The following is a 24,454-nucleotide window of genomic DNA, read 5'->3' as shown; positions in this document are numbered from 1 at the left end:
CTCCGAAAAAATTGGGATGCGGAGCAGCATCGCGCGGATCGATTGTTCAAACAATCCGATGTTTTCTTGATGTCGTCATGAGTAAAATTCAGCAATGAAACGAAGTGACTACGGCGAGCTGGCCGCTTTTGCCAGCGTGGCGCGACTGCGCAGCTTTCGCCGGGCAGCCGACGAGATGGGCGTGTCGGCCTCGGCGCTGAGCCATGCGGTGCGCGGGCTCGAAGAGCGGCTGGGCGTGCGCTTGCTCAATCGCAGCACCCGCAGCGTGATGCCGACCGAGGCCGGTGCGCGCCTGCTCGACCGGCTCGACCCGGCGCTGAGCGATATCGCGCTGGCGCTCGACGAGCTCAACGCCTTTCGCGACACGCCACGCGGCGCGCTTCGGCTGAACGTGCCGCGCATCGCGATGAGGGCTGTGTTGCTACCGATCCTGCGCGTGTTTCGGGCGCGCTACCCGGCGGTGGTGGTCGAGGTGGTGGCGGACGACGGGCTGGTTGATATCGTGGCCGAGGGTTTCGACGCGGGCATCCGCTTTGGCGAACGTCTCGCCGCCGACCGGGTGGCACTGCCGATTGGTCCGCCGCAGCGATTCATCGTGGTCGCCTCGCCGGCCTATCTGGCCACCCATCCGGCGCCGCGCACGCCGGAAGATGTGCTGGGGCATGACTGCGTTGGTCAGCGCTTTCCGAGTGGCGTGGTGTATCGCTGGGAATTCGCACGGGCCGGCGTGAGTCGCGCGGTGGAGGTGAAGGCCAGCCTCATTGTTAACGATCACGCTATGGCGCTCGACGCCGCGCAGGCCGGCCTCGGCCTGGCCTATGTGCTCGCTTCGCTGGCCACCGACGCGATCGAAGCGGGCGCCCTGGTGCCGGTGCTGGACGACTGGATGCCGCCGGCCGAACACTTCTACCTCTACACCTCGGGTCGCCGCCAGATGCCCGCACCGCTGCGCGCGTTTATCGATCTCGCCCGCGAGCTGTCGTAGGGCGGATAAGCCGCAGGCGCATCCGCCGTGCCCCTTGCTATCACCGATGGCGGATGCGCTGCGCTTATCCGCCCTACGATGGCCGTGATGCCGCTGCCCACCATCGTGCCCCGCGGTAAATGTTCCGGGTGGGCGGCGAGCCACCCACCCGGAGTGGGGCGGCTTTACCCCAGAATCAGCACATGCATCCGCCGTGGTCCATGCGCGCCGAGTTCGATGGTCTGTTCGACGTCGCCGGTGCGGGAGGGGCCGGAGATGAAGTTCATGGCGCGCGGGGCGCCCTGGCCGCGTTCGCGCAGCGCCACCCAGCAGTCTTCGTAGTGGCGGACGATGTGTTCGACCGGCAGCACGACGACATGGGTTTCGGGCACGAAGTTGTGGGTGATCGGGCAGTCGGGGCCGGAGAGCATGAGAATGCTGCCGGTCTCGGCGATGCCGCGCCAGGCGAGCGAGACGCCGAGCATGACGTCGATGGTCGCGGCCCCGTGGTCGATCTGCCAGCCGTCGGGCCAGCTGAGTTCGCCCAGGGCGGTGCCGACGACGGCCGACGGGGCGATGGCATAGCTTTCGGCCAGTGCCGCGACGGCGGCGGGCACGTCGGCCAGGCTGGCGATGCGCTCGGTGGTGCCGGAGCGCGATTCAAAGCGCTGGGCGAAGCGGGTGATCAGGTCGGCGTCATCGACCGTGGCGCGGATGTGCTGCGGTGGGTTGGCGATGCGCGCGTCGAGTTGGCTGCGGGCGGCGTCGTCGAGCGGGCCGCGGCCGAGGCCCTGACGGATGGCTTTGAAGATGCTGTCGCGGCTGCTCATTTGTCACCTCGCTTGGCTTGCCACAGTTCGAGGAAGGTGCGTCCGGTGGGGGCGGGCAGGTCGCGCGCGCCGGTCCAGCCGGGGTCGAAGGGCAGGCTGCGCAGCTTGCCCTTGCCGTTGGCCATGCTGGCCAGGATGCGTACGCCGATGCGCTCGGCAAAGTGGTAGAGCTTGGGTCGCTCAGCCACGTAGCGCCACAGCTTGAGCGCCTGTTTCTGGCGCTTGGGCGTCATGTCCTGGCGGAACTGGTTGTGGCGGATTTCGCGCAGCAGGTCGGGCAGCGGGATGCGCACCGGGCACACCGACTTGCAGCGGCCGTTGAGCGTACAGGCATTGGGCAGGTCGTAGGTGCCGTCCATGCCCTTGATCAGCGGGGTGAGCACCGAGCCCATCGGGCCGGGGTAGACCCAGCCGTAGGCGTGGCCGCCGATCGAGCCGTACACCGGGCAGTGGTTCATGCAGGCGCCGCAGCGGATGCAGCGCAGCATGTCCTGGAAGCGGCTGCCGAGCATCTTGGAGCGGCCGTTGTCGAGCAGCACCACGTGGTATTCCTCGGGGCCGTCGATGTCGCCTTCGCGGCGCGGGCCGGTGGAGAAGGTGGTGTAGCTCTCGGTCTCCTGGCCGGTGGCGCTGCGCGCCAGAATGCGCAGGAAGACGGACAAGTCGTCGAGCGTGGGGATCACGCGCTCGATGCCGCTGGTGACGATGTGCACCTTGGCCAGCGTCTGGGTCAGGTCGCCATTGCCCTCGTTGGTGACGATGACCGATGAGCCGGTTTCAGCCACCAGGAAGTTGCCGCCGGTGATGCCCACTTCGGCGGTGAAGTATTTCTCGCGCAGCACTTCGCGCGCTTCGGCCACCAGCTCGGCGCGGTCGGTCTTGCGCGGTTTGTTGTGCGCGGCGGCGAAGAGGTCGGCGACCTGGTCCTTGGTCTTGTGGATGGCCGGCGCGATGATGTGCGAGGGCGGCTCGTCGGCGAGCTGGATGATGTACTCGCCCAGGTCGGTCTCGACCACTTCGTAGCCGTCGGCGATCAGCGCCTCGTTGAGGCCCATCTCTTCGGACACCATCGACTTGCCCTTGGTGATCCGCTTGGCGTTGGCCTTCTTGCAGATGCCGAGAATGATGCGGCGCGCGTCTTCGGCATCGGTGGCGTAGTGCACATGGCCGCCGGCCGCAGTGACCGCGGCTTCGTACTTCTCGAGGTAGTGGTCTAGGTTGGCGAGCACATGGTTCTTGATCTCGGCGGCGGTGTCGCGCAGCGCCTCGAACTCGGGCATCTCGGCGGCGGCCTGGGCGCGCTTGACCACAAAGCCGGCCTTGGTGTTGCTCAACGCCTTTTGCAGGTTGGCGTCATGCAGGGCATGCACCGCGCGGGTCTTGAACTCGGGGGAGCGGAATTCCATTATCGGTTCTCCTCGCCCAGGCTCGGGCCATCAGCCAGGCCGGCCAGCACTTCGGCGGTGTGATAGACCTTGACCGGCGAGCCCTTGCGGCGCAGGCGCCCGGCCAGATGCAGCAGGCAGCCGAGGTCGCCGCCGAGCAGCGTGTCGGCGCCGGTGGCCGCGGCGTTGGCGAGCTTGTCGTCGGCCATCTTTTCGGAGATCTCGGGGTACTTGACGCAGAAGGTGCCGCCAAAGCCGCAGCACACGTCGGTGTCTTCCATCTCCTTGATCGTCAGGCCTTTCACGCTGCCGAGCAGCTGGCGCGGCTGGCCCTTGACACCCATGCTGCGCAGCCCGCTACAGGAGTCGTGATAGGTGATGGTGCCGTGGTATTCAGCGTCGACCTCGGTCACGCCCATCACATCGGTGAGGAAGGACAGCAGCTCGTAGCTCTTGGCCGCCAGCGCCTCGGCGCGCTTGCGCCAGTCGGCCATGTCGGCGAACAGATTGGGGTAGTCGTGGCGGATGGTGGCCATGCACGAGCCGGAGGGGCCGACCACGTAGTCGTAGTCTTCAAAGGCCTCGATGACTTGTTTGGCCAGGGCGCGGGCGCTGTCTTCGTCACCGCTGTTCAGGCCGGGCTGGCCGCAACAGGTTTGGGCCGCGGGCACGCTCACATGGCAGCCGGCGTCTTCGAGCAGCTTGGCGCTGGCAAAGCCGATGCTCGGCCGGAAGGCGTTCATCACGCAGGTGGCGAACAGGCCGACGCGGGGGCGCGGGTTGATGGGGGTGTCGGACATTGCTTGCCTCCAAAGTGCGCGAGCCGTTGCTTGGCGGTCGCATCGTGAGTCTGATAGTAGTCAGTGCGCACCGCCTGCCACAAGCGAAAGCTTTTCAGGGCGGGGGTGAAGCAGATTCAACGCGCGCTCATGCGCCCGCCCCGGCGCCGCATGCCGGCCGTGGCCAGCGCGCCCATGCCGAGGCCGCCGTGGGCATGGCAGATGGCGCAGGCCAGCGCGTCGGCGGCGTCGGCCTGCGGGGCGGCGGACAGTTCGAGCAGGCGCTGGACCATGTGCTGCACCTGATCCTTGTGTGCCTTGCCGTGGCCGACCACCGCCTGCTTGACCTGCAGCGCGGTGTATTCGAGCACTGGCAAATCGCAGGACACCGCCCCGCAGATCACCGCGCCGCGCGCCTGACCGAGCAGCAGGGTGGATTGCGGGTTCACGTTCACAAACACTTTTTCGACCGCGACCTGATCGGGCTGGTAGGTGGCGATCACTTCGCGCACGCCGTCGAGCAGGGTCTTGAGCCGGCCGGGCAGCTCGCCGTCTTTGGTCTTGATACAGCCGCTGGCCACATAGCGCAGCTGCTGGCCGAGGGTGTCGATGACGCCGAAACCGGTCACCCGCAGGCCGGGGTCGAGCCCGAGGATGCGGGTGGCGGTGATGGCCGAGGCGGTGCCGCTCACGGCGTGGCGACCGGCGGGTCGTTGAGATCGGGGAGGAGCAGCAACAGATCGGTCGCGCCCATGTCGACGCCGGACTGCGACAGCAAGGTGGTGGCCTGGCCGCGGTGATGCGTCTGGTGATTGAAGAAGTGCATCAGCAGCGCGAACACGTTGCGGGTGGCCGGGATGCCGCGCATGTTCTGATAGGGCAACACGGCATCGAGATCGGTGTCGGTCAGCGTGCTCGCCCAGTCGGTGATCAGGGCATCGAGTTTTTCTCGGTGCGCGGTGAGTGCCGGCAGGTCGGGGCAGCGCGGCGCGTCGAGGGCCGCGGGTTGCGGCTCATCGCGCAGCGGTGCGAGCGTGGTGAGGCAGGCCGGCAGCGTGGCGAAGCGCTTGAGCCACACGGTGTCGGCCACCACGATGTGGTTGAGTGTGCCAAACAGCGAGCCAAAAAAGGCGCCGCGGTCGGCATGCAGCGCGTCGTGGTCGAGCGTGGCCGCGGCCGCGTACAGGCGCTCGTTCATCCAGCGGTTGTAATGCGCCATTGCGCGCACATGAGCGATCCGGTCCATGGCGGCGCCCCGTCAGCCGATGACCACGGCGGTGCCGCTCACACAGACCATCAGCATGCCGTTGTCGGAGCCGAGCACTTCGTAGTCGACATCGATGCCAACCACGGCGTTGGCACCGAGCTTGGCCGCCGCTTCCGCCGCTTCTTCGAAGGCAATGTTGCGCGCGTCGGCCAGCGTGCGCTCATACGCCCCGGCGCGACCGCCGACCACGTTACGCACCGCGGCGAACATGTCCTTGAAAATGTTGGCGCCAATGATGGCTTCGCCATTGACCACGCCGAGATAGCGGGTGATGGTCTGGCCTTCGAGGGTGGGGGTAGTGCTCATCAGCATGGCGATACTCCGTCGAGGGGATGTCGGCATTCTAACGCCGTGCAAGACACGCCGTGCCGGCGCGACGCGTCAGGGTAGCGTGCCCGGCGTGAGGCGACCCATGAGATCCATTCGGTAGCCGCCACCGGGACGGGCGCGCGGCTGCATGACGACAAGTTCGCCAGGCGCCGGATAGATGCCGCTCAAGGCCGTGATGTTGACCTGATGCGTGACCCAGACTCGGTTGCCTGCGACCGGGTCCGCCAACCCGGCCAGGGCGGCGGCGGTGGCAGCGTCGGCGCGATGGCGGGCATCGAAGAAGGAGTCCAGTGGTGGCCATGGGATCACCGTCGTCTGTGGCGCGAAGGCCAGCGTCGCAGTGTCGAGGCAACGACACCATCGGCTGCTGCGCACTTCGCCGACGGGGATGCGCTGCGCACCGAACCACGCGCCCAGTGCGCGGGCCTGGTCGCGTCCGGCGGCCGACAGATTGCGCTGCGTGGTGCAGTCGTCGCGTTGGAAGCCGGGCGGATCGCCGGTGCCGGATTCGGTCGCGGCATGCCGAATCAGCACGACGAGGCCGCCGGCGCGCAGGGCATCGACCAAGTGCGCGTCATTGGCCGCGGCGGTGGGGGTGCTCAGGAGGGTGAGTACCAGCGCACACAGGCCTGCCCATTTGCGGGCGGGCGCGAAGCGCTGGGGGCGAACGGCAAGATCGGTCATGGCAGGCTACCTCTGATCGGCAGACTGCTTGGGCGGGCGAAGGTTCAGGCGCGACGCGCCAGCCACACCCCGCCCACCGCGACCCCCATGCCGGCAATCGCCATCGGCGAGAGGGTTTCGTCGAACAGCGCCCAGGCGATCACCGCGGTGACCGGGGGCGTGAGGTAGAACAGGCTGGCCACGTTGGTGGCGCTGCCTTGGCGGATGAGGACATTGAGCAGGCTCACCGCGCCGACCGAGAGCACCAGCACCAGCCATAGCAAGGCGAAGATGAAGCGGCCATCCCACTCGATCTGCAGGGTTTCAGTCTGCACCGCGATAAAGCCGGTGACGATGAACACCGGCAGAAATTGGATGACGCTGCCGGTGCGCAACTCAAACTTCGGGCAGAAGCGCTTCTGGTAGAGCGTGCCGATGGTGATGCCGAACAGGGCGATCAGCGCGGGCCAGAGCATGTGCCACAGGTCGCCGGCCGGGATGCCGAGCTGTGCCCGCCCGCCGACCACCAGCGCCACGCCGACAAAGCCGAGCGCCAGGCCCAGCCACTGGCGCGAACTGACCCGCTCGCCCAGCAGCCAGCCTGCGCCGACGGCGGTCAGCAGCGGTTGCATGCCCACCACGAGGCTGGCGATGCCGGCCGGCAGGCCGTGGTCGATGGAGACGAACACGCCGCCCAGGTAGAGGCCGTGCAGCAGCAGACCGTTGATCGCGATGTGGCCGGCGCTGCGCCAGTCTTCCGGCCAGGGCGCGCGGCTGGCGAGTGCCACGAGCAGCATGACCGCCACCACCAGCGCGTAGCGCACACTCAGAAAGGTGAGCGGTTCGGCGTGCGGCAGGCCGAGTTTGGCGCCGATGAAGCCGGTGCTCCAGAGCAGAACGAAAAACACCGGGAGGAGGGCTTGGGCGCGCGGATTCATGTCGGCATTGTCGCCCAAAGTCTGGGGTTTGACCCGGAACGCATTGTGCCGGGCAAACCGGGCCAGTCGACGAAAAACCCCGCCACGCGGGCGGGGTCTTTCGTGATGCGGGTGAGTCGCTTACAGACCGGCGTCGGCGCGCAGCTGGGCGGCCTTGTCGGTGGCTTCCCAGGTGAACTCGGGCTCGTCGCGACCGAAGTGGCCGTAGGCGGCCGTCTTGCCGTAGATCGGGCGCAGCAGGTTGAGCGTCTGAATGATGCCTTTCGGACGCAGGTCGAAGTGGCGGCGCACCAGCGCTTCGATGTGGTCTTCCTCGATCTTGCCGGTGCCGAAGGTGTTGACCATCAGCGACACGGGCTGGGCCACGCCGATGGCGTAGGCGATCTGCACTTCGCACTTGTCGGCCAGGCCAGCGGCGACGATGTTCTTGGCGACGTAACGACCGGCGTAGGCGGCCGAGCGGTCAACCTTGGACGGGTCCTTGCCGGAGAACGCGCCGCCACCGTGGTGGGCTGCGCCGCCGTAGGTGTCAACGATGATCTTGCGACCGGTCAGGCCGCAGTCGCCGTGCGGGCCGCCAACCACGAAGCGGCCGGTGGGGTTGATCAGGTAGCGCACTTTATCGCCGATCATCTCGCTCGGCAGCACCGGCTTGATGATCTCTTCGATCACCGCTTCGGAGAGCTGGGCGTGGGAGATGTCCGGGTGGTGCTGGGTGGACACCACCACGGTGTCGATGCCGACCGGTTTGCCGTCCACATACTTGACGGTGAGCTGGCACTTGGCGTCCGGGCGCAGCCACGGCAGGCGGCCGTCTTTGCGCAACTCGGCCTGGCGCTGCATGACGCGGTGCGCGTAGTAGATCGGCAGCGGCATCAGCGAGGGGGTTTCGTTGCAGGCGTAGCCAAACATCAGGCCCTGGTCGCCGGCGCCCTGGTCCAGATCCAGACCTTCGCCTTCATTCACGCCCTGGGCGATGTCGGCCGACTGGCGGTTGATGGCGGTGAGGATGGCGCAGGATTTGTAGTCGAAGCCGGAAGACGAATCGTCGTAGCCGATGCGGCGGATGGTGTCCTGCGCCACTTCGCGATAGTTGATGTGGGTGTTCGTGGTGATCTCGCCGGAGATCACGACCAGACCGGTAGAGACCAGGGTTTCGCAGGCCACGCGGCCGTTCGGGTCGTCGGTCAGGATGGCGTCGAGAATCGCGTCCGAGACCTGGTCGGCGACTTTGTCGGGATGGCCTTCGGACACGGATTCCGAAGTAAACAGGAAGGCATTAGCCATGAGTGAGCAGCTCCAAAAACAAAAAATCCCCGAGCATCGCTGGCGAGGCCAGCTCCGGGGATTTCTGTCGAGCGGCGACGCTTTAGCAGTATTTGGCCGCCGAAGCAGCCTGCCGCCCTGCAAGTTGTCTTTAACTCGGCGGTAGCTGCGAATTATAGGACAACTTGTCGCGCATGCAAAATCCCCCCGCCGGGGCGCCCGCTGAACGGCGGAATCGGTTATAAACGCGCTCGTGCCTGCTCAGGTTTTGTTCCGCCTTCTTGCTGCCCTGCCGCTCTCGCTCGTGCATCGTCTCGGTGCGCTGGTCGGGTGGCTGACCTATGCGCTGTCGCCCAAGTACCGGGCGCGCCTGAAGGGCAATCTGGCGCAGGCGATGGGGCCGGCGGCGAATCGTCTGCGCGCCAGCGTGATTGCCGAGTCGGGCAAGCAGGCGCTGGAGTTGCCCTGGATCTTGCTGCGTTCGCATGCCGAGGTGGTGGCCAAGGTGGTGCAGGTGACGGGCTGGGAGTTGGTTGAGGCGGCCAAGGCCGAGGGCGCGGGCATGTTGTTTCTGGTGCCGCACCTGGGCGGCTTCGAGGCCACGGCCCAGTACTACGCGTCGCGCGGGAAGATGACCGTGCTATATCGCCCCCCCAACTTTGCCGAATTGATGCCGCTGATCACGTCCGGTCGTCAGCGCGGCGGCATGAGCATTGCGCCCGCCGAGTTGAGCGGCGTACGCAAGCTGATCAAGGCGCTGCGCAGCGGCGAGGCGATCGGCATGCTGCCCGACCAGACGCCCGATGTGGGCGAGGGCATGTGGGCGCCGTTTTTTGATCGGCCGGCCTGGACCATGACGCTGGCGGCGCGGCTGAGCGAGGTCAAAGGCGTGCAGGTGATCTGCTGCTGGGCCGAGCGACTGCCCGGCGGGCGGGGCTACCATATTCGCTTTCAGGCGCCGACCGAGCCCATCGAGGGCGATACCGCCGCCCGGGTGGCGGCGATCAACCGGCAGATGGAAGCCATGATCCGCGCCTGCCCGACTCAGTATCTGTGGGGTTATCACCGCTACAAGCGGCCGTCGAAGGTGGCGCCGCCGGAGAGTGAGGTATGAGCGCGCCCGACAGGAGGATCGTTCAGTGAGCCGGCTACTGGTGGCGCTGCTGTGGCTGCTGCACTGGTTGCCGCTGGCGCTGCTGGCACCCCTGGGCGAGGCGCTGGGTCTGCTGCTCTACCGGGTGGTGAGCGCGCGCCGCAAGGTGGTGCTGACCAATTTGCGGCATTGTTTTCCCGAGTGGTCGGAAGGCGAGTGCCGAGAGGTCGCCCGCCGGCACTTCCGGTTGCTCGGGCGCAGCCTGTTCGAGCGCGGCCTGTTGTGGTGGGCGCCGCGTGAGCGGCTCGAACGCATCATCCGCATCTCGGGCACGGAGCGCGTGCAGGCCTTGCTCGATGCCGGCACGCCGGTGATTCTGATGGCACCGCATTTTGTCGGCCTCGACATGGGGGGCACGCGGGTGACCATGGCCTTCGATATCGTCAGCATCTACGCGCGCCAGCGCGACAAGGTGATCGACCGCTGGCTCTACCACGGCCGCAGCCGTTTCGGTGACCAGCACCTGCTGCCGCGCGACGAGAGCATCCGCAGCACCGTGCGGGCGATGAAGGCGGGGCGGCCGTTTTACTACCTGCCGGACATGGATCATGGCCGCAAGGAGTCGATCTTCGTGCCCTTCTTTGGTATTCAGACCGCCACCATCACCGGCCTGCCGCGCTTTGCCCGCATGGCCGGCGCGGCGGTCGTGCCTTGCCAGACCCGCATGTTGCCGGGCGGCGCGGGTTACGAAGTGACGCTGGGCGAACCCTGGGCCGACTACCCCTCGGGCGATGTCACCGCCGATGTGGCGCGCATGAACGCCGAAATCGAAGGCATGGTGCGCGAGGCGCCCGAACAGTATTACTGGGTGCATCGCCGCTTCAAGACCCGACCCGAGGGCGAGCGGCGCTTTTATTGAGTGTCGTCCCCGGCGGCCAGCCGCGCGAACACCAGCGGAAACGCGCCGCTGCCCGCCAGCGCAATGCCCGACACCAGCATCACGATGCCCGCGCCGTCCGTGGCCAGCAGCGGGTGCCAGTCGGCGCCCAGACCGGCCATCAGCGCCAGTCCAAAGATGGTGCACAAGGCGCCGATCACGATCATCAGCGAGGCGAGCACGGGGGGTGATTTGGGACGCGCTTCGGTCATCTCAGGGGCTCCGGCGGATGCGGTGTTTGCGCAGTTTGTTGGCAATCATGGTGTGCGAGGTGTTCAACCGGGTGGCGAGGCGCCGGCTCGACGGGTAGTGCGGATACAGCCGGGTCAGCAACACGCGCTCGAAGTCGTCGATGGCGGCGGTCCAGTCGGTGATCTGCTCGGGCTGCAGCGTGTCGTTGGTGGGGCCGACGGCACCGGCCAGGTCCACATCCTCGGCGTCGATCAGCGGGCGGTCCTGCATGGTGACGGTGCGGAAGATCACGTTCTGTAACTGACGTACATTGCCCGGCCAGTCGTTGGCGGTGAGCTTGTCCAGCGCGGCGCCCGACAGGCGCACCGGCGGCCGGCCTGACTGGGTGCAGGCGCGGCGGATGAAGTGCTGGGCGAGCAGCGGGATGTCGTCGCGGCGCTCGCGCAGCGGTGGCACCTGCAGGGTCAGCACATTCAAGCGGTAATACAGATCCTCGCGGAAATCGCCCTCGGCCACCATGCGTTCGAGATTGCGATGGGTGGCGCTGATGATGCGCACATCGACCTGCGTTTCGCGTGAGCCGCCGACGCGGCGAAAACGCCCGTCGTTCAGAAAGCGCAGCAGCTTGGCCTGCAGGTAGGGCGACATCTCGCCGACTTCGTCGAGAAACACCGAGCCGCCGTCGGCCATCTCCAGCAGACCCGGTTTGCCGCCGCGCTGGGCGCCACTGAAGGCGCCGGGGGCGTAGCCGAAGAGTTCGCTCTCGGCCAGGCTCTCGGGCAGGGCCGCGCAGTTGAGCGCCAGAAACGGCGCCTCGTGCCGGCCACTCGCCTGATGGCAGGCCAGCGCGATCAGCTCTTTGCCGGTGCCGGTTTCGCCCAGCAGCATCAAGGGGCTGTCAGTGCCGGCCATGCGCACGGCGCGCTCCTTGACCGCGCGCAGCGCCGTCGAGCTGCCGAGGATGGCGTCAAAGCCGTGATCGTCCGGGTGTTGCAAGGCGTGCAGACGCTCGCCGATGCGCTGCGGTGCGTGGAGGGTGATCAGCCCGCCGACCGGCGGCGCGTCGGCGCCATAGGCCGGGTCGTGAATGGGCCGCACGTCGAGCAGAAACGGTTTGCCGCGGACCGAGATTTCGCGCGCCGGCACGCGAAAGCCCTGGCGCAGCAACTCGTCGGCCAGGGCACGGTCATCGAGCAATTGGTGCAGGGTGACCTGCCCGCCGGCGTCCCGGCTGCCATCGGCCAGCGGGGTGGCGGCCGGGTTGGCGTTGATCAGCCCGCCGCCCGCGTCAACCGCCAGCACCGGGTCGGCCATGGCCGCCAGCAGCGCTTCCAGGTGCAGGCGCTGGCGCATGCCGGGCAGCATCTCGATGGCCTCGACCGCGACCACGCCAGGCACGCTGAACAGCGCCGCGCGCGTCTCGAGAAAGTAGGGCTCGTGCAGGTCGGGGGCGTCGATGTAGACGTGGGACATGTCCACCTCCACATTCACCACGCTCAGCTGACGCCGCGCCATCTGGGCGAGGATCTCCTGGGCGATACCGACACGATCCTTGAAGGTGACGACAAGACGCATAGGCTGGCTTGGGTGTAAACGAAAGGCTACAGTGTAACGATATGTTTACGGCTGGCGCAAGCGCATGATTTAGATCGGAAGTTTTACGTGCTCCGTCGGGAAAGCATCGCTCGACGTAAACAATTGTTTACGCGCGCTGAGCGCAGACAAGCAGTTGATTCCCTTGCAAGCCAATAAAACCGCAGAATTTTGCGTGTGGCACGACGCTTGCATAGGACCTGCCCTTGCCAAGCCGGGCATCACCGGATCGCAGGGAGGAGACCCCGTCATGAAGATCGATCGTGTTCAGCGACAGTTGCTCAGCGAATTGCAGCTCAATGCACGTGTCAGTAATCAGGAGTTGGCCGACCGTGTGGGCTTGTCGGTGTCGCCGTGCTGGCGGCGGGTGCGCGACCTGGAAAGCTCCGGCCTGATCAAGCGCTATGTGGCGGTGCTCGATCGGCGCAAGCTCGGCCTGGGGACCTGTGTGCTGGTTAATCTGCAGCTCAAGACGCACGACGCGCGGGTGACCGATCAGGTCGAGCGGCACATCCACTCGCGCCGCGAGATTGTCGAGTGCTATGCCTTGTCGGGCGATAGCGATTACATGCTCAAGGTCTTCCTGCCGGACGTCGAGAGCTACGCCATGTTCATGCACAATTTTCTGCTCAAGCTGCCCGAAGTGGCGACGGTGCGTTCGGTTGTCGCGCTGCGCGAAGTCAAGCACGACACCGCCTTGCCCATTTGACGCGTCTGGCGCGTGTGCGCTGGACGCGCCCGCGCCGCTGCGGGACAATGCCATCCCAGTAGACATGGCGGGATGCGGCAATGCGATTGCGCTTTACCAAGATGCACGGGCTGGGCAACGACTTCGTCGTGCTCGACGCCACGCGTGCGCCGATTGACCTGACCCCTGAGCGGGTCCGTTTTCTGGCGGATCGCCACTTTGGCGTCGGTTGCGATCAACTGCTGGTGGTCGAAGCCCCGACCCAGCCCGGCGTTGATTTTCGCTATCGCATCTTCAATGCCGATGGCGGCGAGGTCGAGCAGTGCGGCAATGGCGCGCGCTGCTTCGTGCGCTTTGTGCATGACCGCGGCCTGACCGACAAGACCCACATCCGGGTCGAAACCCAATCCGGCCTGATCGAACCGCGCCTCGAGGCGGACGGGCAGGTCACCGTCGACATGGGTGAGCCGCGACTCGACCCCGACGATGTCCCCTTTGATTCTGACAGCGACGCGGTCGTCCAGCCCCTGTCGCTGGGCGATGTGCGCGTCCTGATCACCGCCGTGAGCATGGGCAACCCGCACGCCGTGCAGGTGGTGGCTGATGTCGATGCCGCGCCGGTGACCACGCTGGGGCCGTCCATTGAAACCCATGCGCGCTTTCCGGCGCGGGTCAATGCCGGCTTCATGCAGGTGGTGGATGAGCACCATATTCGTTTGCGGGTATGGGAGCGCGGCGCCGGCGAAACTCTGGCCTGCGGCACCGGCGCCTGCGCGGCCGTGGTGGCCGGTATGTTGCGCGAGTTGCTGGTCAGCCCGGTGCAGGTGGAGACGCGCGGCGGCGCATTGAGCATTGCCTGGGATGGGCCGGGGACGCCCGTGTTGATGACCGGGCCGGCGGTGACGGTATTCGAGGCCGAAATCGAACTGGACTAACAGCGTCGCGACAGGCGCGAGGAGACATGCGTAGATGAAGACCGATGACATCGTCCAGTTTCTCAAGGACAACCCCGATTTCTTCGAACAAAACGGCGAGCTGCTCGACTCCCTCACCGTGGCGCATCCGCACAACGGGCAGGCCATTTCGCTGGCCGAGCGGCAACTGCATGCCCTGCGCGAAAAAATCCGCCAGCTCGAAGTCAAGCTCACCGAATTGATTCGTTTCGGCGAAGAAAACGACGAAATCAGCGAAAAAGTGCACCGCATGGTGCTGGCTCTGCTCGACGCCGACAGCTTCGAAGGCGTGCGCGATGCGGTGTTCAGCCATCTGCGCGAAGATTTCTCGGTGCCGCATGTGGCCATCCGCATCTGGAACAGCGTGCTGCGTCGCGATACCGCCGAGTTCACGCCGGTCTCTGAAGACATCCGCTTCTTTGCCGGCGACATGCGTCGCCCCTTCTGCGGCAGCCCCGCCCATGTCGAAATCACCGACTGGTTTGGCGAAGCCGCGCCGCATGTGCGCTCCGTCGCGCTGGTGCCACTCAAGCAGGACGGCCGCCTGCTGGGCCTGTTGGCCATGGGCAGCGAAGACCCCGAGCGCTTCTATGCCGAAATGGGCACCTTGTATGTGAGCCGCATCGGCGAGATGGTCAGCGCTGCGGTTCAGCGTCGCCTGGGCTGACATGACCGAGGGGCGCGCCGCCTCGCCCTTCGATCCGCTGATCGACGCCTACCTCGGCTATCTCGCCAGCCAGCGCCGGGCCAGCGCACACACCCTCACCAGTTACCATCGCGAGCTGCTCAAGCTGGTCGAACTGGCCGACGGCGCAAGTCCTGACGCCATCACCACCGCCCAGATCCGCCGCTTCGCCGCACGCCTGCATGGCGGGGGGCTGTCGCCACGCTCGGTGGCGCGGGCGCTGTCGGCCTGGCGCGGTTTCTTTCGCTGGCGAGTGCGCCATCACGGCGCGGCCGACAACCCCGCCGAGGGCGTGCGCCCGCCGCGTGCCCCGCGCACCTTACCCAAAAACCTCAGCCCCGACGCCATGGTCGGCCTGCTCAATGCGCCGCCCGACGACCCGCTGGAAGTGCGCGATCACGCCATGTTCGAGCTGCTCTACAGCGCCGGTCTGCGCCTCGCCGAGCTGTTGTCGCTGGATGTGGATCGCGGGGTGGATGTGGCGGCCGGCGAAGTGACCGTGACCGGCAAGCGCGGCAAGACGCGCATCGTGCCGGTCGGCCGCGCCGCCTTGGCCGCGCTCGACGCCTGGCTGGCGGTACGCGCCGGCATTGCCCCGGCCCACGAAAAAGCCTTGTTCGTCACCCGGCAGGGCAGCCGCCCGTCACAGGCGGCGGTGCGCAGCCGGCTCGATCGCTGGGGCAAAGTGCACGGCGATGGCACGCACGTCCATCCGCACATGCTCCGCCACAGCTTTGCCAGCCATGTGCTGCAATCGAGTGGCGACCTGCGCGCGGTGCAGGAGATGCTCGGCCATGCCAGCATCCGCAGTACGCAGGTGTATACCCACCTCGATTTCCAGCATCTGGCCAAGGTGTATGACGCGGCGCATCCGCGGGCGCGGAAGCGGGGGAAGGGCTGAGGCAGTCGGGCCGGGCGTTTTCCGTCTCGGGAGATTTGCCGAGGGTGCTGTCTATCGACGGATCGTTGGCCGGGTCTCGCCCCGGCGGGCGAGTCACTTCTTTGTCGCGACAAAGAAGTCACCAAGAAAACGCCCCGCTGTACCGCCGGCTTCGCCGGTGCCCGAACGAAGCCCGCGCCCGGCGGGTCGTGTCGCAAACTCGCCCTGCGGGCTCAAACAGGCGACACGACAATTCCCGCCGTCCCCGGTCTTCGTTCGGCGGTACAGAAGGGGAGGGGGCGCGGCTTCGCCATCGCCCGCCCGGGGTATTGGCCGTAGGGTGGGCGGCTTGCCGCCCACCATCGTGCCTCACGACAAACGTTGCTTGGTGGGCAGCGGAGCTGACCACCCTACGAAACCCCATGATGGTCGAGTCGGGCACATTTGCCCGCCCTCTGCCGCGCCAACCGAAGGAGGGGGCGGGCGGAAAAAGGGGCTTCGCTGTTTGAGCCCGTAGGGCGAGTTTGCGAAGCACCCCGCCTGACACCTCCGTAGGGCGGGCACCCCGAAGGGGCGCGAAAGCGGGCTGTGCATCGACGCTTAGCTTTCTTGCACAAGCAAGAAAGTAAGTCGCCCGCCGGGGCGAGACCCGGCCAATGCCCAGCCGAAGCACGCACCGCCGTTGCCAAACGACCAACTGGTCACAAGTCCTCCCCCCGCGTACACTCGCAGGCTTTCGACCCTCACAACGCACCCATGGCTCAGCTCATTCTCAAATCCGGCAAGGATCGCGCCTTGATCCGGCGCCACCCCTGGATCTACGACTCTGCCGTGGCGCAGCTCGATGGTCGTGCCCGGCCGGGCGATACAGTCACGGTGCTGGCCGATAGCGGCAAGGTGCTGGGCAAGGCGTCGTGGTCGCCGGAGTCGAAGATTCGGGCGCGGATGTGGACTTTCGACCCCGACGAGACGGTGGATCATGCCTTCTTCAAGCGTGCGGTGGCGGCCTCGGTGGCGCGTCGGCAGACGCATCCGGCGCTGGCCGGGCAGGACGGACTGCGGCTGATTCACGGCGAGTCCGACGGCCTGCCGGGCGTGGTGGTGGATCGTTACGGGCCGGTGGTGGTGATGCAGCTGACCAGCGCCGGCGCCGACAAGTGGCGCGATGCGATTGTGGCTGCGCTGGTGCAGGCGACCGGCTGTGAGGCGGTGTATGAGCGCTCCGACTCCGATGTGCGTGGGCGCGAGGGGCTGGAGCCGGTGACCGGCTGTGTGTATGGCGAGCTGCCGGCCGATCTGTCGATCATCGAGAACGGCGTGCGCATGGCGGTGGATGTGGTCGGTGGCCACAAGACCGGCTTCTATCTCGACCAGCGCGATAACCGCCGGCTGACCGGTGAGCTGGCGGCCGGTCGGCGGGTGCTCAACTGTTTTTGCTACACCGGCGGCTTTTCGCTGCAGGCGCTGGCGGGCGGCGCGACGTCGGCGCTGTCGATCGACTCGTCCGGCCCGGCGCTGACCACGGCGGCAGCCAATCTGGCGATGAATCCGCAGCTCGATGCCGGCCGTGCCGAGTGGCGTGAGGCTGATGTGTTTGCCGCGCTGCGCGAATTGCGCGAGGCCGGCGAGCGCTTCGACATGATCATTCTCGATCCGCCCAAGTTCGCCCCCTCGGCCGCGCACGCCGAGCGCGCCGCGCGTGCCTATAAAGACATCAACATGTATGGCTTCCGCCTGCTCAATCCGGGCGGGCTGCTGATGACCTATTCGTGTTCGGGCGGGATTGGTATCGAGCTGTTCCACAAGATCATCGCGGGCGCCGCCTCCGATGCCGGCGTGGACGGCCGCATCCTGCATCGCCTCGGCGCGTCACCTGATCATCCGGTGGGCCTGTCGGTGCCTGAAGGCGAGTATCTGAAAGGACTGACCTGCCAGGTGGGTTGAGTGCGATTGGCCAGGCGTTACGTTTTTCCACAGCCTGGGTGGGCATGAGCGGGCAGTGGCGCCGGTATACTGGTCGGGAGTCAGCTAACCCATGCCGAGACGTGTGTCGTCCGGGATCGGCTGAGTACGACAAAGGGGGATGTGATGGAATATGAAATGTGGATGATTGTGGTGGGCGTGGGGCTGGTGACGCTGGTGCTGGGCTTCATGCTCGGGCGCATCTTCAGTGGCAACAAAAGCCGCATGGTCGAGTTGCAGATGGAACTGGATCGCGCGCAGACCGAGCTGACAGATTACAAACAGGATGTTGAGGCGCATTTCGACAAGACCGCGTCGCTGTTCGTATCCATGGCCGGCTCCTACAAGGATTTGTTTGATCATCTGTCGTCCGGCTCCGAGCGGATTTCGGCCGGGCCGGCGCGCAAGCGCTTCCGTGAGCGGGTCGATGCGATGCTGCTCGGCGAGGGCGCGGACACCAAGCAGCTGACCAGCGGTGTTGCCGCCGCAGCGGTGACGGGGGCGGCACTGGCCGAGGCGGATGACGCCGAGGAGGTCGATGCCCTGGCTGCCGACGCCAAAGCGTCCGTGGCCGAGCCCGCGGATGACGCCACGGATGTGGCGCAAGCGCCGGAAGCCCCGGATGCGCCCGAGCCGATGGGGGAGGTGGCCGAGCGCGCGGCTGACGAAGCCCCCGCCGCGGGCGCGGCTGAAGGCGCCGAGGAGGCCGCGACGGCGACCTTGCCGGAAGCGGATGCGGAAAACGCCGCGTCGGATGTCGAGTCGGACGCCGAGCGTCAGAAACCCAGCTAAACACACTGGCCCGCCGTCCGGGCCGCGACCGAACGGGAGGCACGGATGGCCTTTGCTTTTGAGGAACTCGATTTTCAGACGACCCCGCTGGGCGATATCAGCCTGCGGCGTCGTGCCGAGCCGCGCCTGGCCGGGCGGATCGTGTATGAGGTGAAGCTGAACGACGACTTCCTGATGTCGAGTCTGTTTACCGAATCCGAAATTCAGCTCGCAAGAATGGGGCTGGCGGCGCTCGAGGGCGATGCGCTGGATGTGGTGGTGGGTGGCCTGGGGCTGGGCTATACGGCGGTCGAGGCGTTGGATAATCCGGCGGTCCGCTCGCTGACCGTGATCGACGTCATGGCGCCGGTTATCGACTGGCACCGGCGCGGCCTGGTGCCGCTGGGTCCGACGCTCACGGGCGATGCCCGCTGCTCTTTGGTCGAGGCCGACTTCTTCGCGCGCGCCAGCGCGCCGGGCAATGGCTTTGGTGAGGGCACGAGCGACCAGCGCGTGCATGCGGTGCTGCTCGACATCGATCACTCGCCCAGCCACTGGCTGAACAGCGGCAACAGCCTGTTCTATACCGATGAGACGCTGGGCATGCTGGCTGACAAGATTCACCCGGGTGGTGTGTTCGCGCTCTGGTCCAACGATCCGCCGGACGATGCCTTCATGCAGTTGCTGGGGCGCGTGTTTGCCTCGAGCGAAGCGCATGTGGTGCCGTTCCCGAATTTTTACACCGGCGGCGAGTCATCGTGCTCGGTGTATCTGGCGCGCACCCACGCCTGAGGTTCTGATCGCTTGAATCGGGCCTTGGCTACGCGGGCAGCTGCCCCGCGATCAGCTCGCGCCCATCCGCCTGCACGGCATAGCAAAGACAATCCATTTTGGCGATGGCCGGCTGGGTGGTGATCATGAACAGCTTGAGCGCCTGCCGGGTGATCAACTCGCCGTCCGCCAGCGTGAGCACGTCCTTGAGCAGGCAGCTGCGCGCCGTGTTTTTTGCCACAAACAGCTCATCCAGCCGCGCCCCGCGCACCCAGCCCAGCGAGGTGCCGGCGGCCGTCACCCCGAAGTTGTAGTGCTCGATGTCCGGCCGCAGGGTCAGATGCACATCGTCGCGCGGGGTGTCGGCATAGGCCAGCGAACACGCGGGGGTGAGCTCCAGGCGTACCGGATTGCGCATGACGTCGACCTCGATGTCGGCGCGGCGGGTCAGCACGTCGGGTCGGCGAAAGAAGTGATCGATGCCGGCCCAGGCCACGGTGTGGGCGGCGTCGTCGGTCCGGCCGCCGCATTCGATTGTGACCGTCGGCACCAGGTGCTCGCTGATTTCCATGAGTGAGCCGAGGCGCAGATCGGTGTGCACCAGGCGCCGGGTGAACAGTGTGGTCAGGGCGAGGTGGGCGTCATCCGCGCAGATCGACACGCCAAACGAGGGGCCCGAGCCCGAGGTGTTGTGCAGGTCGATCACCGCCTCGGGCGCGAAGTGCACCAGCAAGTCGAGAATGCGCTGCGCCAGCAGGCCTTGCGCGTCGACATCGAAAGGCGCGCGAAAACAGCGGTTCAGATCGCGCCGACCGGTGAGCACGCGGTGGCTGAACACCGGCGGGTGTTGCGCCGCTTCGACCGCAGCGATCACGCACACGATGGTGACCGCGGGCTGAACGCCGGCGTGCAGCCAGCGGTGCAGCGCGCGTACGCCCGAGGGCTCGTTGCCGTGGAGCAGGGTGACCAGCGCACGACAGCGGCTGGGGTCGGCGCCGGTCAGGACGATGCAGGTGGGGCCGTCGAGGGCGGCCAGAAAGGCTTCCGGCGTGTCGCCCAAGGCCTCGGGCGTGGGGTTTTGCAGGGTGTGAAAATGCGGCGCCAGGGTGGCGGGCAGATCAGACAGGGGCATTGCGTTCAGTTCCATTCGCCGACCGGCGTGTTCGACAGACTGTGCTCATGGTAGCGGGCCAGCATCTCGCGTGCGGCGCGCTCGGGCGGAAGTTTTGTTTCCAGCCGGTGCAGGGTGTCGCGCTGCCAGATGGCGCCGGTTTGTCGGCTGGCCAGCCGCTGCTCGATCACCGCGAGATAGCCGCTGGCTTCATCATCCGCGACACCGATGGCGCGCAGGCCGTCGTAGGCGAATGGCAGGTAGCGCTTGAGCAGGTCGGCGGCGCTGTGTTCGTGACAGCTGGTCTGTTGCGGATCGGGCCACACCAGCCGGGCGGCGAGCCCGTCCTGCGCCGCCCGGTAGAAATTGTACTCGGCCAGGGCGAAGGGCAGCGCCGGCAGCAGCGTGTCGATCTGCGGGCGCAGGCCCTCGGCCAGGCCGATGCACAGGGCGGCGTTAGCGACCATGTCGATCGGCGTCGGCCCGGCCGGCAGGGCGCGGATCTCGATGCGCAGATGGCCGCCGCCGGTGTCGTCATAGACCGGGCGGTTCCACAGCCACACCGAGCTTTGATGTAGGCGTAGTTCTTCGAGCGCAGGTGTGCGGCCCTGGGCGAGTTCGTCCAGCGGATTGTGCTCGCCGCAGAGGGGGAAGAAGGGCGGGTAGAGCAGTACCGACTCGGCGAACAACTCGTAGGCGCCCTGACGCACCCAGCCGTGGCCGAAGCCGACGCGCGGGCTCTGGTGCCAGCGGTAGCGGTCCTTGATGCGGGTGTCGATCGACTGCTTGAACAGCGGCACCCGCGTCTCGTGCCACAGCTCATGGCCGAACAGCCCGGGCGAGTTGGCCGACACGGCAAGCGCCAGCGGGGTGATCAGCTGCATCGCGTTGAAGGTGTCGGCATAGGCCTCGGGCCTGACGCGGTAGTGAATCTGGAAGGAGGTGTTGGCGCCTTCCAGCGTCACGTCATCCATGGTCAGTTGCAGCGGGTCGCGCCCGTCGATGTTTACCTTGAATTGCTCGCCCCGGCTGCGCTTCAGGCGCTCGACCAGCACCTGATAGCGCTTTCGCTCGGTCATCTGCTGCGGGCCGAAGTCGCCAGGGGCCAGCGTCGGCAAGATGCCGATGAGCGCGATGCGCCCGCCGAAGTTGGTCGTGCATTGGCGCAGGTGCTGAAGTTTGTCGAGCATCTCCTGTTCGGTGGACCGAAACGCCTGCGCCGAGATCGGATAGGGCGACAGGTTGTATTCGAGGTTGTAGCGGTTCAGCTCCAGGGTGAGCTGCGGGTCGTGTGCGGCCTCGAGAATCTGCTGATTGACGCACAGGGGCCGGCCGTCAGCGTCGATGATGTACATCTCCAGTTCGGCGCCGAGCGAGGCCTCGCCCTGACCAAAGCCGCGACGTGCCAGCACCTGCTTCAGGGCGGCGAGATTGTCCTGCAGTCGCCGGCCAAAGCGCTGTTCCATCTCTGGCGTAAAGCCGGTTTCGGAAATTTCGATCCCCATGGTGGTGTCGCCTCCTCACCGCAGTGTCAGGGACATTTTGCGGACACGGCATGGCGTGTCGTCAAGGTTTTTTGTTTGACCGATGCTGTGGCATGGGCGTTCGCGGGCCCGCCGTTCGTCGGTGCGGCAAAAATTTGCGCCAACTCAAGGCGTTAGGTCGCTCAAATCGGGATCATCGGCGTACGAGGTCAGCGTCCGCGCTGGCCGTATCCGCAAACCCCAAGAGTGAAACCAACATGAACGATAGCAACGTCTTTCCGTTCGACGCCCGCGGTGTGGCCAAGCGCTTCCGCCATGCGTCGATTTTCGGTGCGCTGGAGTCCCTCGCCGACGGCGAGACCATGCGCTTTGTGAATGACCACGACCCGCTGCCCCTGCTGGGCCAGATCCAGCAGCGTTATGGCAACCAGGTCGGCATCAACTATGTGACCCGCGAAGCCGGCGAAATCGTCATCGACTTCACCATCCAGCTCGGCGTGGCCAATGGCGCACCGGCAGAGTCGGCGCCTGAGCAAGGTGGCGGCGGTTGCGGCGGCGGCGGTGGTGGTTGCGGCTGCTCGGGCGGCTGATCGTCGTTTCCGAAACGCAAAAAGGCGCGCCCATCGAGGCGCGCTTTTTTGTTCGCTGCGGGGTGATCAGTACGGCGTGAGATGGCTTTGCGGCGCGGTCTGCGGTTGGGCCTGGCCGAAGTAGCCCTCGGTGTGGATCATCTCGTCGGTGGCGCCCAGCGCTTTGGCCGCCGCGACGCAGTCGGCGACGAAGGCCGGGCTGCCGGCGATGAACACACTGTGCCTGGACAGGTCGGGAAACTGTTTTTGCAGCACCTCGGGAATCCGGCCGTGCAGCAGGCCATCGCAGGTTTCGCGGGTGAGCGTGGGGCGGTAGGTGAAGTTGCGGTGTTTGGTTTCCCAATACTTCATCAGGCCGCCATCGTAGAGGTCGGTGCGCTCGCGGGCCGAAAACACCAGGTCGACCGGCTTGCGATAGCCGCGGCGCAGCGCCGCTTCGGCCAGCGACAGAATCGGCGCGAGCCCCGAGCCGGCGGCCAGGCACAGCACCGGCGATTCGACGGCCGGGTCGCCAATGAAGGTGCCGTAGGGGCCGGAGAGTTTGACGAGCTCGCCGATGCCGAGCTTGTCGTGCACCCACAGACTGGTCTGGCCTTCGTCGACGCGGGTCACTTGCAGCACGATCTCGCCATCCGGGCGCGGCGCGTTGGCGATTGAGTAGCAGCGCGCCGGGGCGCCGTCGCGCTCGTTGCCGAGGGTGATGTACTGACCGGGCCAGAAGCGCATGGGCGGGCCGACCGGGCGCAGGCGCAGCTCGACGATGCGCGGCGTGCGCGGGATGCGGTCGGTGACCACGAAGCGCTGGTTCTCGCGCGGCGGAAAGAGTTTGGGCTTGGCGTCTTCCGTCCCCCACTCGATGACCATCTCTTCGGACAGCGGCTTGGCCATGCACATCAGGCCGAAGCCCTGCGTGCGCTCGTCTTGCGACAGCGCCATGTCGAGCACCATGCCCTGGTCGAAGTTGCCCGATACGACCTTGACCTTGCATTCGCCACAGGCGCCGGCGCGGCAGTTGTTGGGTAGCGCGTAACCGGCTTTTTCGAGGGCACCGAGCACGGTGTCACCGCTGGCACACTCCACTTCACGACCGGAGGGATGCAGGCGGATTCGACTCATTGTGATTCTCCTGGTGGGGCAAAAACGGGCCGCCGCACGCGCGACGACCCGGTGGCTGCATGACGCCGATCAGAATACCGGAATGATGTCGTCCATCTCGATGTCCGAGATCTCCTGGCCCGAGATGCCGACTTCGGGGATCGCCGGGAAGGGAATGTCGTAGCGGTCGAGCACGCCCTTCAGGTTGAGCATGGCGTTTTTCCAGTTTTCCTTCTTGGCCTCGTAGGTCGGGACGCCGAAGCCGGCGCCCCGGGCCACTTCCTCGGCCTCTCGCTGCACGTCGATGAAGTCGGCCGGCAGGTCCCAGAAGTCCATGGGCGGTTCGAACAGCACGGCCGACAGGAACAGATAGCCGGCGCGGATCTGCTTGGTGACGATGGCGCGGTCCTCGTCCGGCAGCTTGGGATAATCGCGCTCCATCAGCGCCATGCAGATCGCCATGTGGCGGCCTTCGTCACGGCCGATGTTGCGGAAGGCTTCCTTGAAGACCAGCTCGCGGGTGTTGTCATGCATCTGCTTGAAGATCGTCGCGGCAGCGATCTCGCCCATCAGGAAAGAGCTGAACAGCACGGCCAGGCTGTACTTGGGCACCGCCTTCTTGTAGCCCGTCCAGTAACGGGCGCCGTTGTAGTACAGCCAGTGGGCGTTGCGCTGCAGCTTCTTGCCCAGCTCGGTCTTGGGGGTGTAGGTGAGCGGGTCCGGATGCTCGAGCAGACGGGTGATGGCCAGGCCGCACATCTGCTCGTGGTTCTGCTCGTCGCGGGTGACCGAGAAGAAGCAGCGGCGCACCGGGTCTTCTTCATGGTCTTCGTAGCACTTGATCAGCGCTTCGGCGAAGACCGGCGGTGCCGAGGCGTCGAAACAGGACAGCAGGGTCCACCAGTAGGCGATGGACTCGCGCTCTTCCCAGCTATAGCTCTCGACGTCAAAGGTGTCCCAGGCCAGCTGCTTGGGATCCCAGTTCTCGCGCTGGGCGGCATCCCACACTTCTTCCATCTTGGCGGTCTGCGCGTTCCACGACAGCGGGAACACGTTGGGCTGCGCCGTGACCGGCGGCAGGTCCATGGTGTGGGCAATTTTTTCTTTATTCACTGTCTGTCTCCTCCTGAGTATCCGGGCGTCGCCATCGGCGACGCCCTGTGCTGTGCGCGCCCTGCTGGTGACATTAGCCAGGCCGCGAAAACGTGTTTTTGATACAGGTCAAGA

At 66.3% G+C, this 24,454-nt stretch carries 26 protein-coding genes; 11 read left to right on the top strand and 15 right to left on the bottom strand.

Annotated features, from left to right (window positions below):
- Positions 1-94: 94 nt before the first annotated feature.
- The gene (locus tag FHP89_RS06885) at positions 95-985 is read left to right on the top strand and encodes a LysR family transcriptional regulator (RefSeq protein ID WP_144174930.1); all 891 of its coding nucleotides are present in this window, start codon (positions 95-97) and stop codon (positions 983-985) included.
- Between the two features lie 164 nt (positions 986-1,149).
- Here FHP89_RS06885 and FHP89_RS06880 read toward each other — a convergent pair whose 3' ends face one another.
- The 9 genes from FHP89_RS06880 to metK all read right to left on the bottom strand — a co-directional run bounded on the left by FHP89_RS06880 (position 1,150) and on the right by metK (position 8,443).
- Positions 1,150-1,794 carry a LutC/YkgG family protein gene (locus FHP89_RS06880; RefSeq protein ID WP_144174932.1) on the bottom strand — a complete coding sequence of 215 codons (645 nt, stop codon included), beginning with the start codon at positions 1,792-1,794 and terminating at the stop codon, positions 1,150-1,152.
- Positions 1,791-3,200 carry a LutB/LldF family L-lactate oxidation iron-sulfur protein gene (locus tag FHP89_RS06875; RefSeq protein ID WP_144174934.1) on the bottom strand — a complete coding sequence of 470 codons (1,410 nt, stop codon included), beginning with the start codon at positions 3,198-3,200 and terminating at the stop codon, positions 1,791-1,793. Before FHP89_RS06875 ends, FHP89_RS06880 begins: the two co-directional genes overlap by 4 nt.
- A complete protein-coding gene (locus tag FHP89_RS06870; protein ID WP_144174936.1) occupies positions 3,200-3,979 on the bottom strand; it encodes a (Fe-S)-binding protein in 780 nt (259 codons plus the stop codon). Before FHP89_RS06870 ends, FHP89_RS06875 begins: the two co-directional genes overlap by 1 nt.
- A 116-nt stretch (positions 3,980-4,095) precedes the next feature.
- The gene (gene ruvC, locus FHP89_RS06865; RefSeq protein ID WP_144174938.1) at positions 4,096-4,650 is read right to left on the bottom strand and encodes a crossover junction endodeoxyribonuclease RuvC; all 555 of its coding nucleotides are present in this window, start codon (positions 4,648-4,650) and stop codon (positions 4,096-4,098) included.
- The gene (locus FHP89_RS06860) at positions 4,647-5,204 is read right to left on the bottom strand and encodes a DinB family protein (RefSeq protein ID WP_144174940.1); all 558 of its coding nucleotides are present in this window, start codon (positions 5,202-5,204) and stop codon (positions 4,647-4,649) included. The genes ruvC and FHP89_RS06860 overlap by 4 nt, the downstream gene beginning before the upstream one ends.
- A gap of 12 nt (positions 5,205-5,216) precedes the next feature.
- Positions 5,217-5,537 carry a heavy metal-binding domain-containing protein gene (locus tag FHP89_RS06855; RefSeq protein WP_144174942.1) on the bottom strand — a complete coding sequence of 107 codons (321 nt, stop codon included), beginning with the start codon at positions 5,535-5,537 and terminating at the stop codon, positions 5,217-5,219.
- A gap of 69 nt (positions 5,538-5,606) precedes the next feature.
- Positions 5,607-6,239: a histidine phosphatase family protein gene (locus FHP89_RS06850; RefSeq protein ID WP_144174944.1), complete on the bottom strand. Its 633-nt coding sequence runs from the start codon at positions 6,237-6,239 to the stop codon at positions 5,607-5,609.
- 44 nt (positions 6,240-6,283) lie between these two features.
- A complete protein-coding gene (locus FHP89_RS06845) occupies positions 6,284-7,156 on the bottom strand; it encodes a DMT family transporter (RefSeq protein ID WP_144174946.1) in 873 nt (290 codons plus the stop codon).
- Between the two features lie 120 nt (positions 7,157-7,276).
- On the bottom strand, positions 7,277-8,443 hold the full coding sequence (gene metK / locus FHP89_RS06840; RefSeq protein WP_144174948.1) for a methionine adenosyltransferase: 1,167 nt from the start codon (positions 8,441-8,443) through the stop codon (positions 7,277-7,279).
- 232 nt (positions 8,444-8,675) lie between these two features.
- On the opposite strand from metK, the gene FHP89_RS06835 reads away from it, so the two are divergent.
- On the top strand, positions 8,676-9,536 hold the full coding sequence (locus FHP89_RS06835) for a lysophospholipid acyltransferase family protein (protein WP_144174951.1): 861 nt from the start codon (positions 8,676-8,678) through the stop codon (positions 9,534-9,536).
- 25 nt (positions 9,537-9,561) lie between these two features.
- A complete protein-coding gene (locus FHP89_RS06830; RefSeq protein ID WP_144174953.1) occupies positions 9,562-10,434 on the top strand; it encodes a lysophospholipid acyltransferase family protein in 873 nt (290 codons plus the stop codon).
- On the opposite strand, the gene FHP89_RS06825 is transcribed toward FHP89_RS06830, so the two are convergent.
- A complete protein-coding gene (locus FHP89_RS06825; protein WP_144174955.1) occupies positions 10,428-10,664 on the bottom strand; it encodes a hypothetical protein in 237 nt (78 codons plus the stop codon). The genes FHP89_RS06830 and FHP89_RS06825 overlap by 7 nt on opposite strands.
- Position 10,665: 1 nt before the next feature.
- On the bottom strand, positions 10,666-12,219 hold the full coding sequence (locus FHP89_RS06820) for a sigma 54-interacting transcriptional regulator (protein ID WP_144174957.1): 1,554 nt from the start codon (positions 12,217-12,219) through the stop codon (positions 10,666-10,668).
- A 268-nt stretch (positions 12,220-12,487) separates the two neighbouring features.
- Here FHP89_RS06820 and FHP89_RS06815 point away from each other — a divergent pair, with 268 nt between their 5' ends.
- The 7 genes from FHP89_RS06815 to FHP89_RS06785 all read left to right on the top strand — a co-directional run bounded on the left by FHP89_RS06815 (position 12,488) and on the right by FHP89_RS06785 (position 18,968).
- Positions 12,488-12,946, top strand: coding sequence for an Lrp/AsnC family transcriptional regulator (locus FHP89_RS06815; RefSeq protein ID WP_144174959.1), 459 nt, complete (start codon positions 12,488-12,490; stop codon positions 12,944-12,946).
- An 80-nt stretch (positions 12,947-13,026) separates the two neighbouring features.
- Positions 13,027-13,860 (top strand): diaminopimelate epimerase, encoded by an 834-nt coding sequence (gene dapF, locus FHP89_RS06810; protein ID WP_144174961.1) that lies wholly within the window; start codon positions 13,027-13,029, stop codon positions 13,858-13,860.
- A 34-nt stretch (positions 13,861-13,894) separates the two neighbouring features.
- Positions 13,895-14,545 (top strand): DUF484 family protein, encoded by a 651-nt coding sequence (locus FHP89_RS06805; RefSeq protein ID WP_144174963.1) that lies wholly within the window; start codon positions 13,895-13,897, stop codon positions 14,543-14,545.
- A 1-nt stretch (position 14,546) separates the two neighbouring features.
- Positions 14,547-15,464, top strand: coding sequence for a tyrosine recombinase XerC (gene xerC / locus FHP89_RS06800; protein WP_144174965.1), 918 nt, complete (start codon positions 14,547-14,549; stop codon positions 15,462-15,464).
- Positions 15,465-16,199: 735 nt separating this feature from the next.
- Positions 16,200-17,387 (top strand): class I SAM-dependent rRNA methyltransferase, encoded by a 1,188-nt coding sequence (locus FHP89_RS06795; protein ID WP_144174967.1) that lies wholly within the window; start codon positions 16,200-16,202, stop codon positions 17,385-17,387.
- A gap of 144 nt (positions 17,388-17,531) precedes the next feature.
- The gene (locus FHP89_RS06790; RefSeq protein WP_144174973.1) at positions 17,532-18,197 is read left to right on the top strand and encodes a YhcB family protein; all 666 of its coding nucleotides are present in this window, start codon (positions 17,532-17,534) and stop codon (positions 18,195-18,197) included.
- 45 nt (positions 18,198-18,242) lie between these two features.
- A complete protein-coding gene (locus tag FHP89_RS06785; RefSeq protein WP_144174975.1) occupies positions 18,243-18,968 on the top strand; it encodes a spermidine synthase in 726 nt (241 codons plus the stop codon).
- A 28-nt stretch (positions 18,969-18,996) separates the two neighbouring features.
- Here the strand turns inward: FHP89_RS06785 and FHP89_RS06780 are convergent, their stop codons facing one another.
- Both FHP89_RS06780 and FHP89_RS06775 read right to left on the bottom strand, forming a co-directional pair.
- On the bottom strand, positions 18,997-20,079 hold the full coding sequence (locus tag FHP89_RS06780) for a succinylglutamate desuccinylase/aspartoacylase domain-containing protein (RefSeq protein ID WP_144174977.1): 1,083 nt from the start codon (positions 20,077-20,079) through the stop codon (positions 18,997-18,999).
- Positions 20,080-20,084: 5 nt separating this feature from the next.
- On the bottom strand, positions 20,085-21,563 hold the full coding sequence (locus FHP89_RS06775) for a glutamate--cysteine ligase (protein ID WP_144174979.1): 1,479 nt from the start codon (positions 21,561-21,563) through the stop codon (positions 20,085-20,087).
- 236 nt (positions 21,564-21,799) lie between these two features.
- Here FHP89_RS06775 and FHP89_RS06770 point away from each other — a divergent pair, with 236 nt between their 5' ends.
- Complete coding sequence (locus tag FHP89_RS06770) at positions 21,800-22,132, top strand: DUF2249 domain-containing protein (protein ID WP_144174981.1); 333 nt, start codon at positions 21,800-21,802, stop codon at positions 22,130-22,132.
- 66 nt (positions 22,133-22,198) lie between these two features.
- On the opposite strand, the gene FHP89_RS06765 is transcribed toward FHP89_RS06770, so the two are convergent.
- Positions 22,199-23,248 carry a 2Fe-2S iron-sulfur cluster-binding protein gene (locus FHP89_RS06765; RefSeq protein WP_144174983.1) on the bottom strand — a complete coding sequence of 350 codons (1,050 nt, stop codon included), beginning with the start codon at positions 23,246-23,248 and terminating at the stop codon, positions 22,199-22,201.
- Positions 23,249-23,317: 69 nt separating this feature from the next.
- A complete protein-coding gene (locus FHP89_RS06760) occupies positions 23,318-24,340 on the bottom strand; it encodes a hypothetical protein (RefSeq protein ID WP_260851510.1) in 1,023 nt (340 codons plus the stop codon).
- Positions 24,341-24,454 lie beyond the last annotated feature (114 nt).

Origin of the sequence: Denitromonas ohlonensis (assembly GCF_007625205.1) — a bacterium.
Classification (GTDB): domain Bacteria; phylum Pseudomonadota; class Gammaproteobacteria; order Burkholderiales; family Rhodocyclaceae; genus Nitrogeniibacter; species Nitrogeniibacter ohlonensis.
Note: the sequence above shows the minus strand (reverse complement) of the source record. Positions and strands in the feature narration are given on the sequence as shown.

Bases quoted from the DNA above. Each gene is read 5' to 3' on its own strand.
- FHP89_RS06885 (WP_144174930.1), top strand. From the start codon at position 95: ATGAAACGAAGTGACTACGGCGAGCTGGCCGCTTTTGCCAGCGTGGCG.
- FHP89_RS06855 (WP_144174942.1), bottom strand. From the start codon at position 5,537: ATGCTGATGAGCACTACCCCCACCCTCGAAGGCCAGACCATCACCCGC.
- FHP89_RS06880 (WP_144174932.1), bottom strand. From the start codon at position 1,794: ATGAGCAGCCGCGACAGCATCTTCAAAGCCATCCGTCAGGGCCTCGGC.
- FHP89_RS06850 (WP_144174944.1), bottom strand. From the start codon at position 6,239: ATGACCGATCTTGCCGTTCGCCCCCAGCGCTTCGCGCCCGCCCGCAAA.
- FHP89_RS06815 (WP_144174959.1), top strand. From the start codon at position 12,488: ATGAAGATCGATCGTGTTCAGCGACAGTTGCTCAGCGAATTGCAGCTC.
- FHP89_RS06785 (WP_144174975.1), top strand. From the start codon at position 18,243: ATGGCCTTTGCTTTTGAGGAACTCGATTTTCAGACGACCCCGCTGGGC.
- FHP89_RS06845 (WP_144174946.1), bottom strand. From the start codon at position 7,156: ATGAATCCGCGCGCCCAAGCCCTCCTCCCGGTGTTTTTCGTTCTGCTC.
- FHP89_RS06825 (WP_144174955.1), bottom strand. From the start codon at position 10,664: ATGACCGAAGCGCGTCCCAAATCACCCCCCGTGCTCGCCTCGCTGATG.
- FHP89_RS06790 (WP_144174973.1), top strand. From the start codon at position 17,532: ATGGAATATGAAATGTGGATGATTGTGGTGGGCGTGGGGCTGGTGACG.
- FHP89_RS06870 (WP_144174936.1), bottom strand. From the start codon at position 3,979: ATGTCCGACACCCCCATCAACCCGCGCCCCCGCGTCGGCCTGTTCGCC.
- FHP89_RS06795 (WP_144174967.1), top strand. From the start codon at position 16,200: ATGGCTCAGCTCATTCTCAAATCCGGCAAGGATCGCGCCTTGATCCGG.
- FHP89_RS06805 (WP_144174963.1), top strand. From the start codon at position 13,895: ATGAAGACCGATGACATCGTCCAGTTTCTCAAGGACAACCCCGATTTC.
- FHP89_RS06775 (WP_144174979.1), bottom strand. From the start codon at position 21,563: ATGGGGATCGAAATTTCCGAAACCGGCTTTACGCCAGAGATGGAACAG.
- dapF (WP_144174961.1), top strand. From the start codon at position 13,027: ATGCGATTGCGCTTTACCAAGATGCACGGGCTGGGCAACGACTTCGTC.
- metK (WP_144174948.1), bottom strand. From the start codon at position 8,443: ATGGCTAATGCCTTCCTGTTTACTTCGGAATCCGTGTCCGAAGGCCAT.
- FHP89_RS06765 (WP_144174983.1), bottom strand. From the start codon at position 23,248: ATGAGTCGAATCCGCCTGCATCCCTCCGGTCGTGAAGTGGAGTGTGCC.
- FHP89_RS06770 (WP_144174981.1), top strand. From the start codon at position 21,800: ATGAACGATAGCAACGTCTTTCCGTTCGACGCCCGCGGTGTGGCCAAG.
- FHP89_RS06820 (WP_144174957.1), bottom strand. From the start codon at position 12,219: ATGCGTCTTGTCGTCACCTTCAAGGATCGTGTCGGTATCGCCCAGGAG.
- FHP89_RS06780 (WP_144174977.1), bottom strand. From the start codon at position 20,079: ATGCCCCTGTCTGATCTGCCCGCCACCCTGGCGCCGCATTTTCACACC.
- FHP89_RS06875 (WP_144174934.1), bottom strand. From the start codon at position 3,200: ATGGAATTCCGCTCCCCCGAGTTCAAGACCCGCGCGGTGCATGCCCTG.
- FHP89_RS06860 (WP_144174940.1), bottom strand. From the start codon at position 5,204: ATGGACCGGATCGCTCATGTGCGCGCAATGGCGCATTACAACCGCTGG.
- xerC (WP_144174965.1), top strand. From the start codon at position 14,547: ATGACCGAGGGGCGCGCCGCCTCGCCCTTCGATCCGCTGATCGACGCC.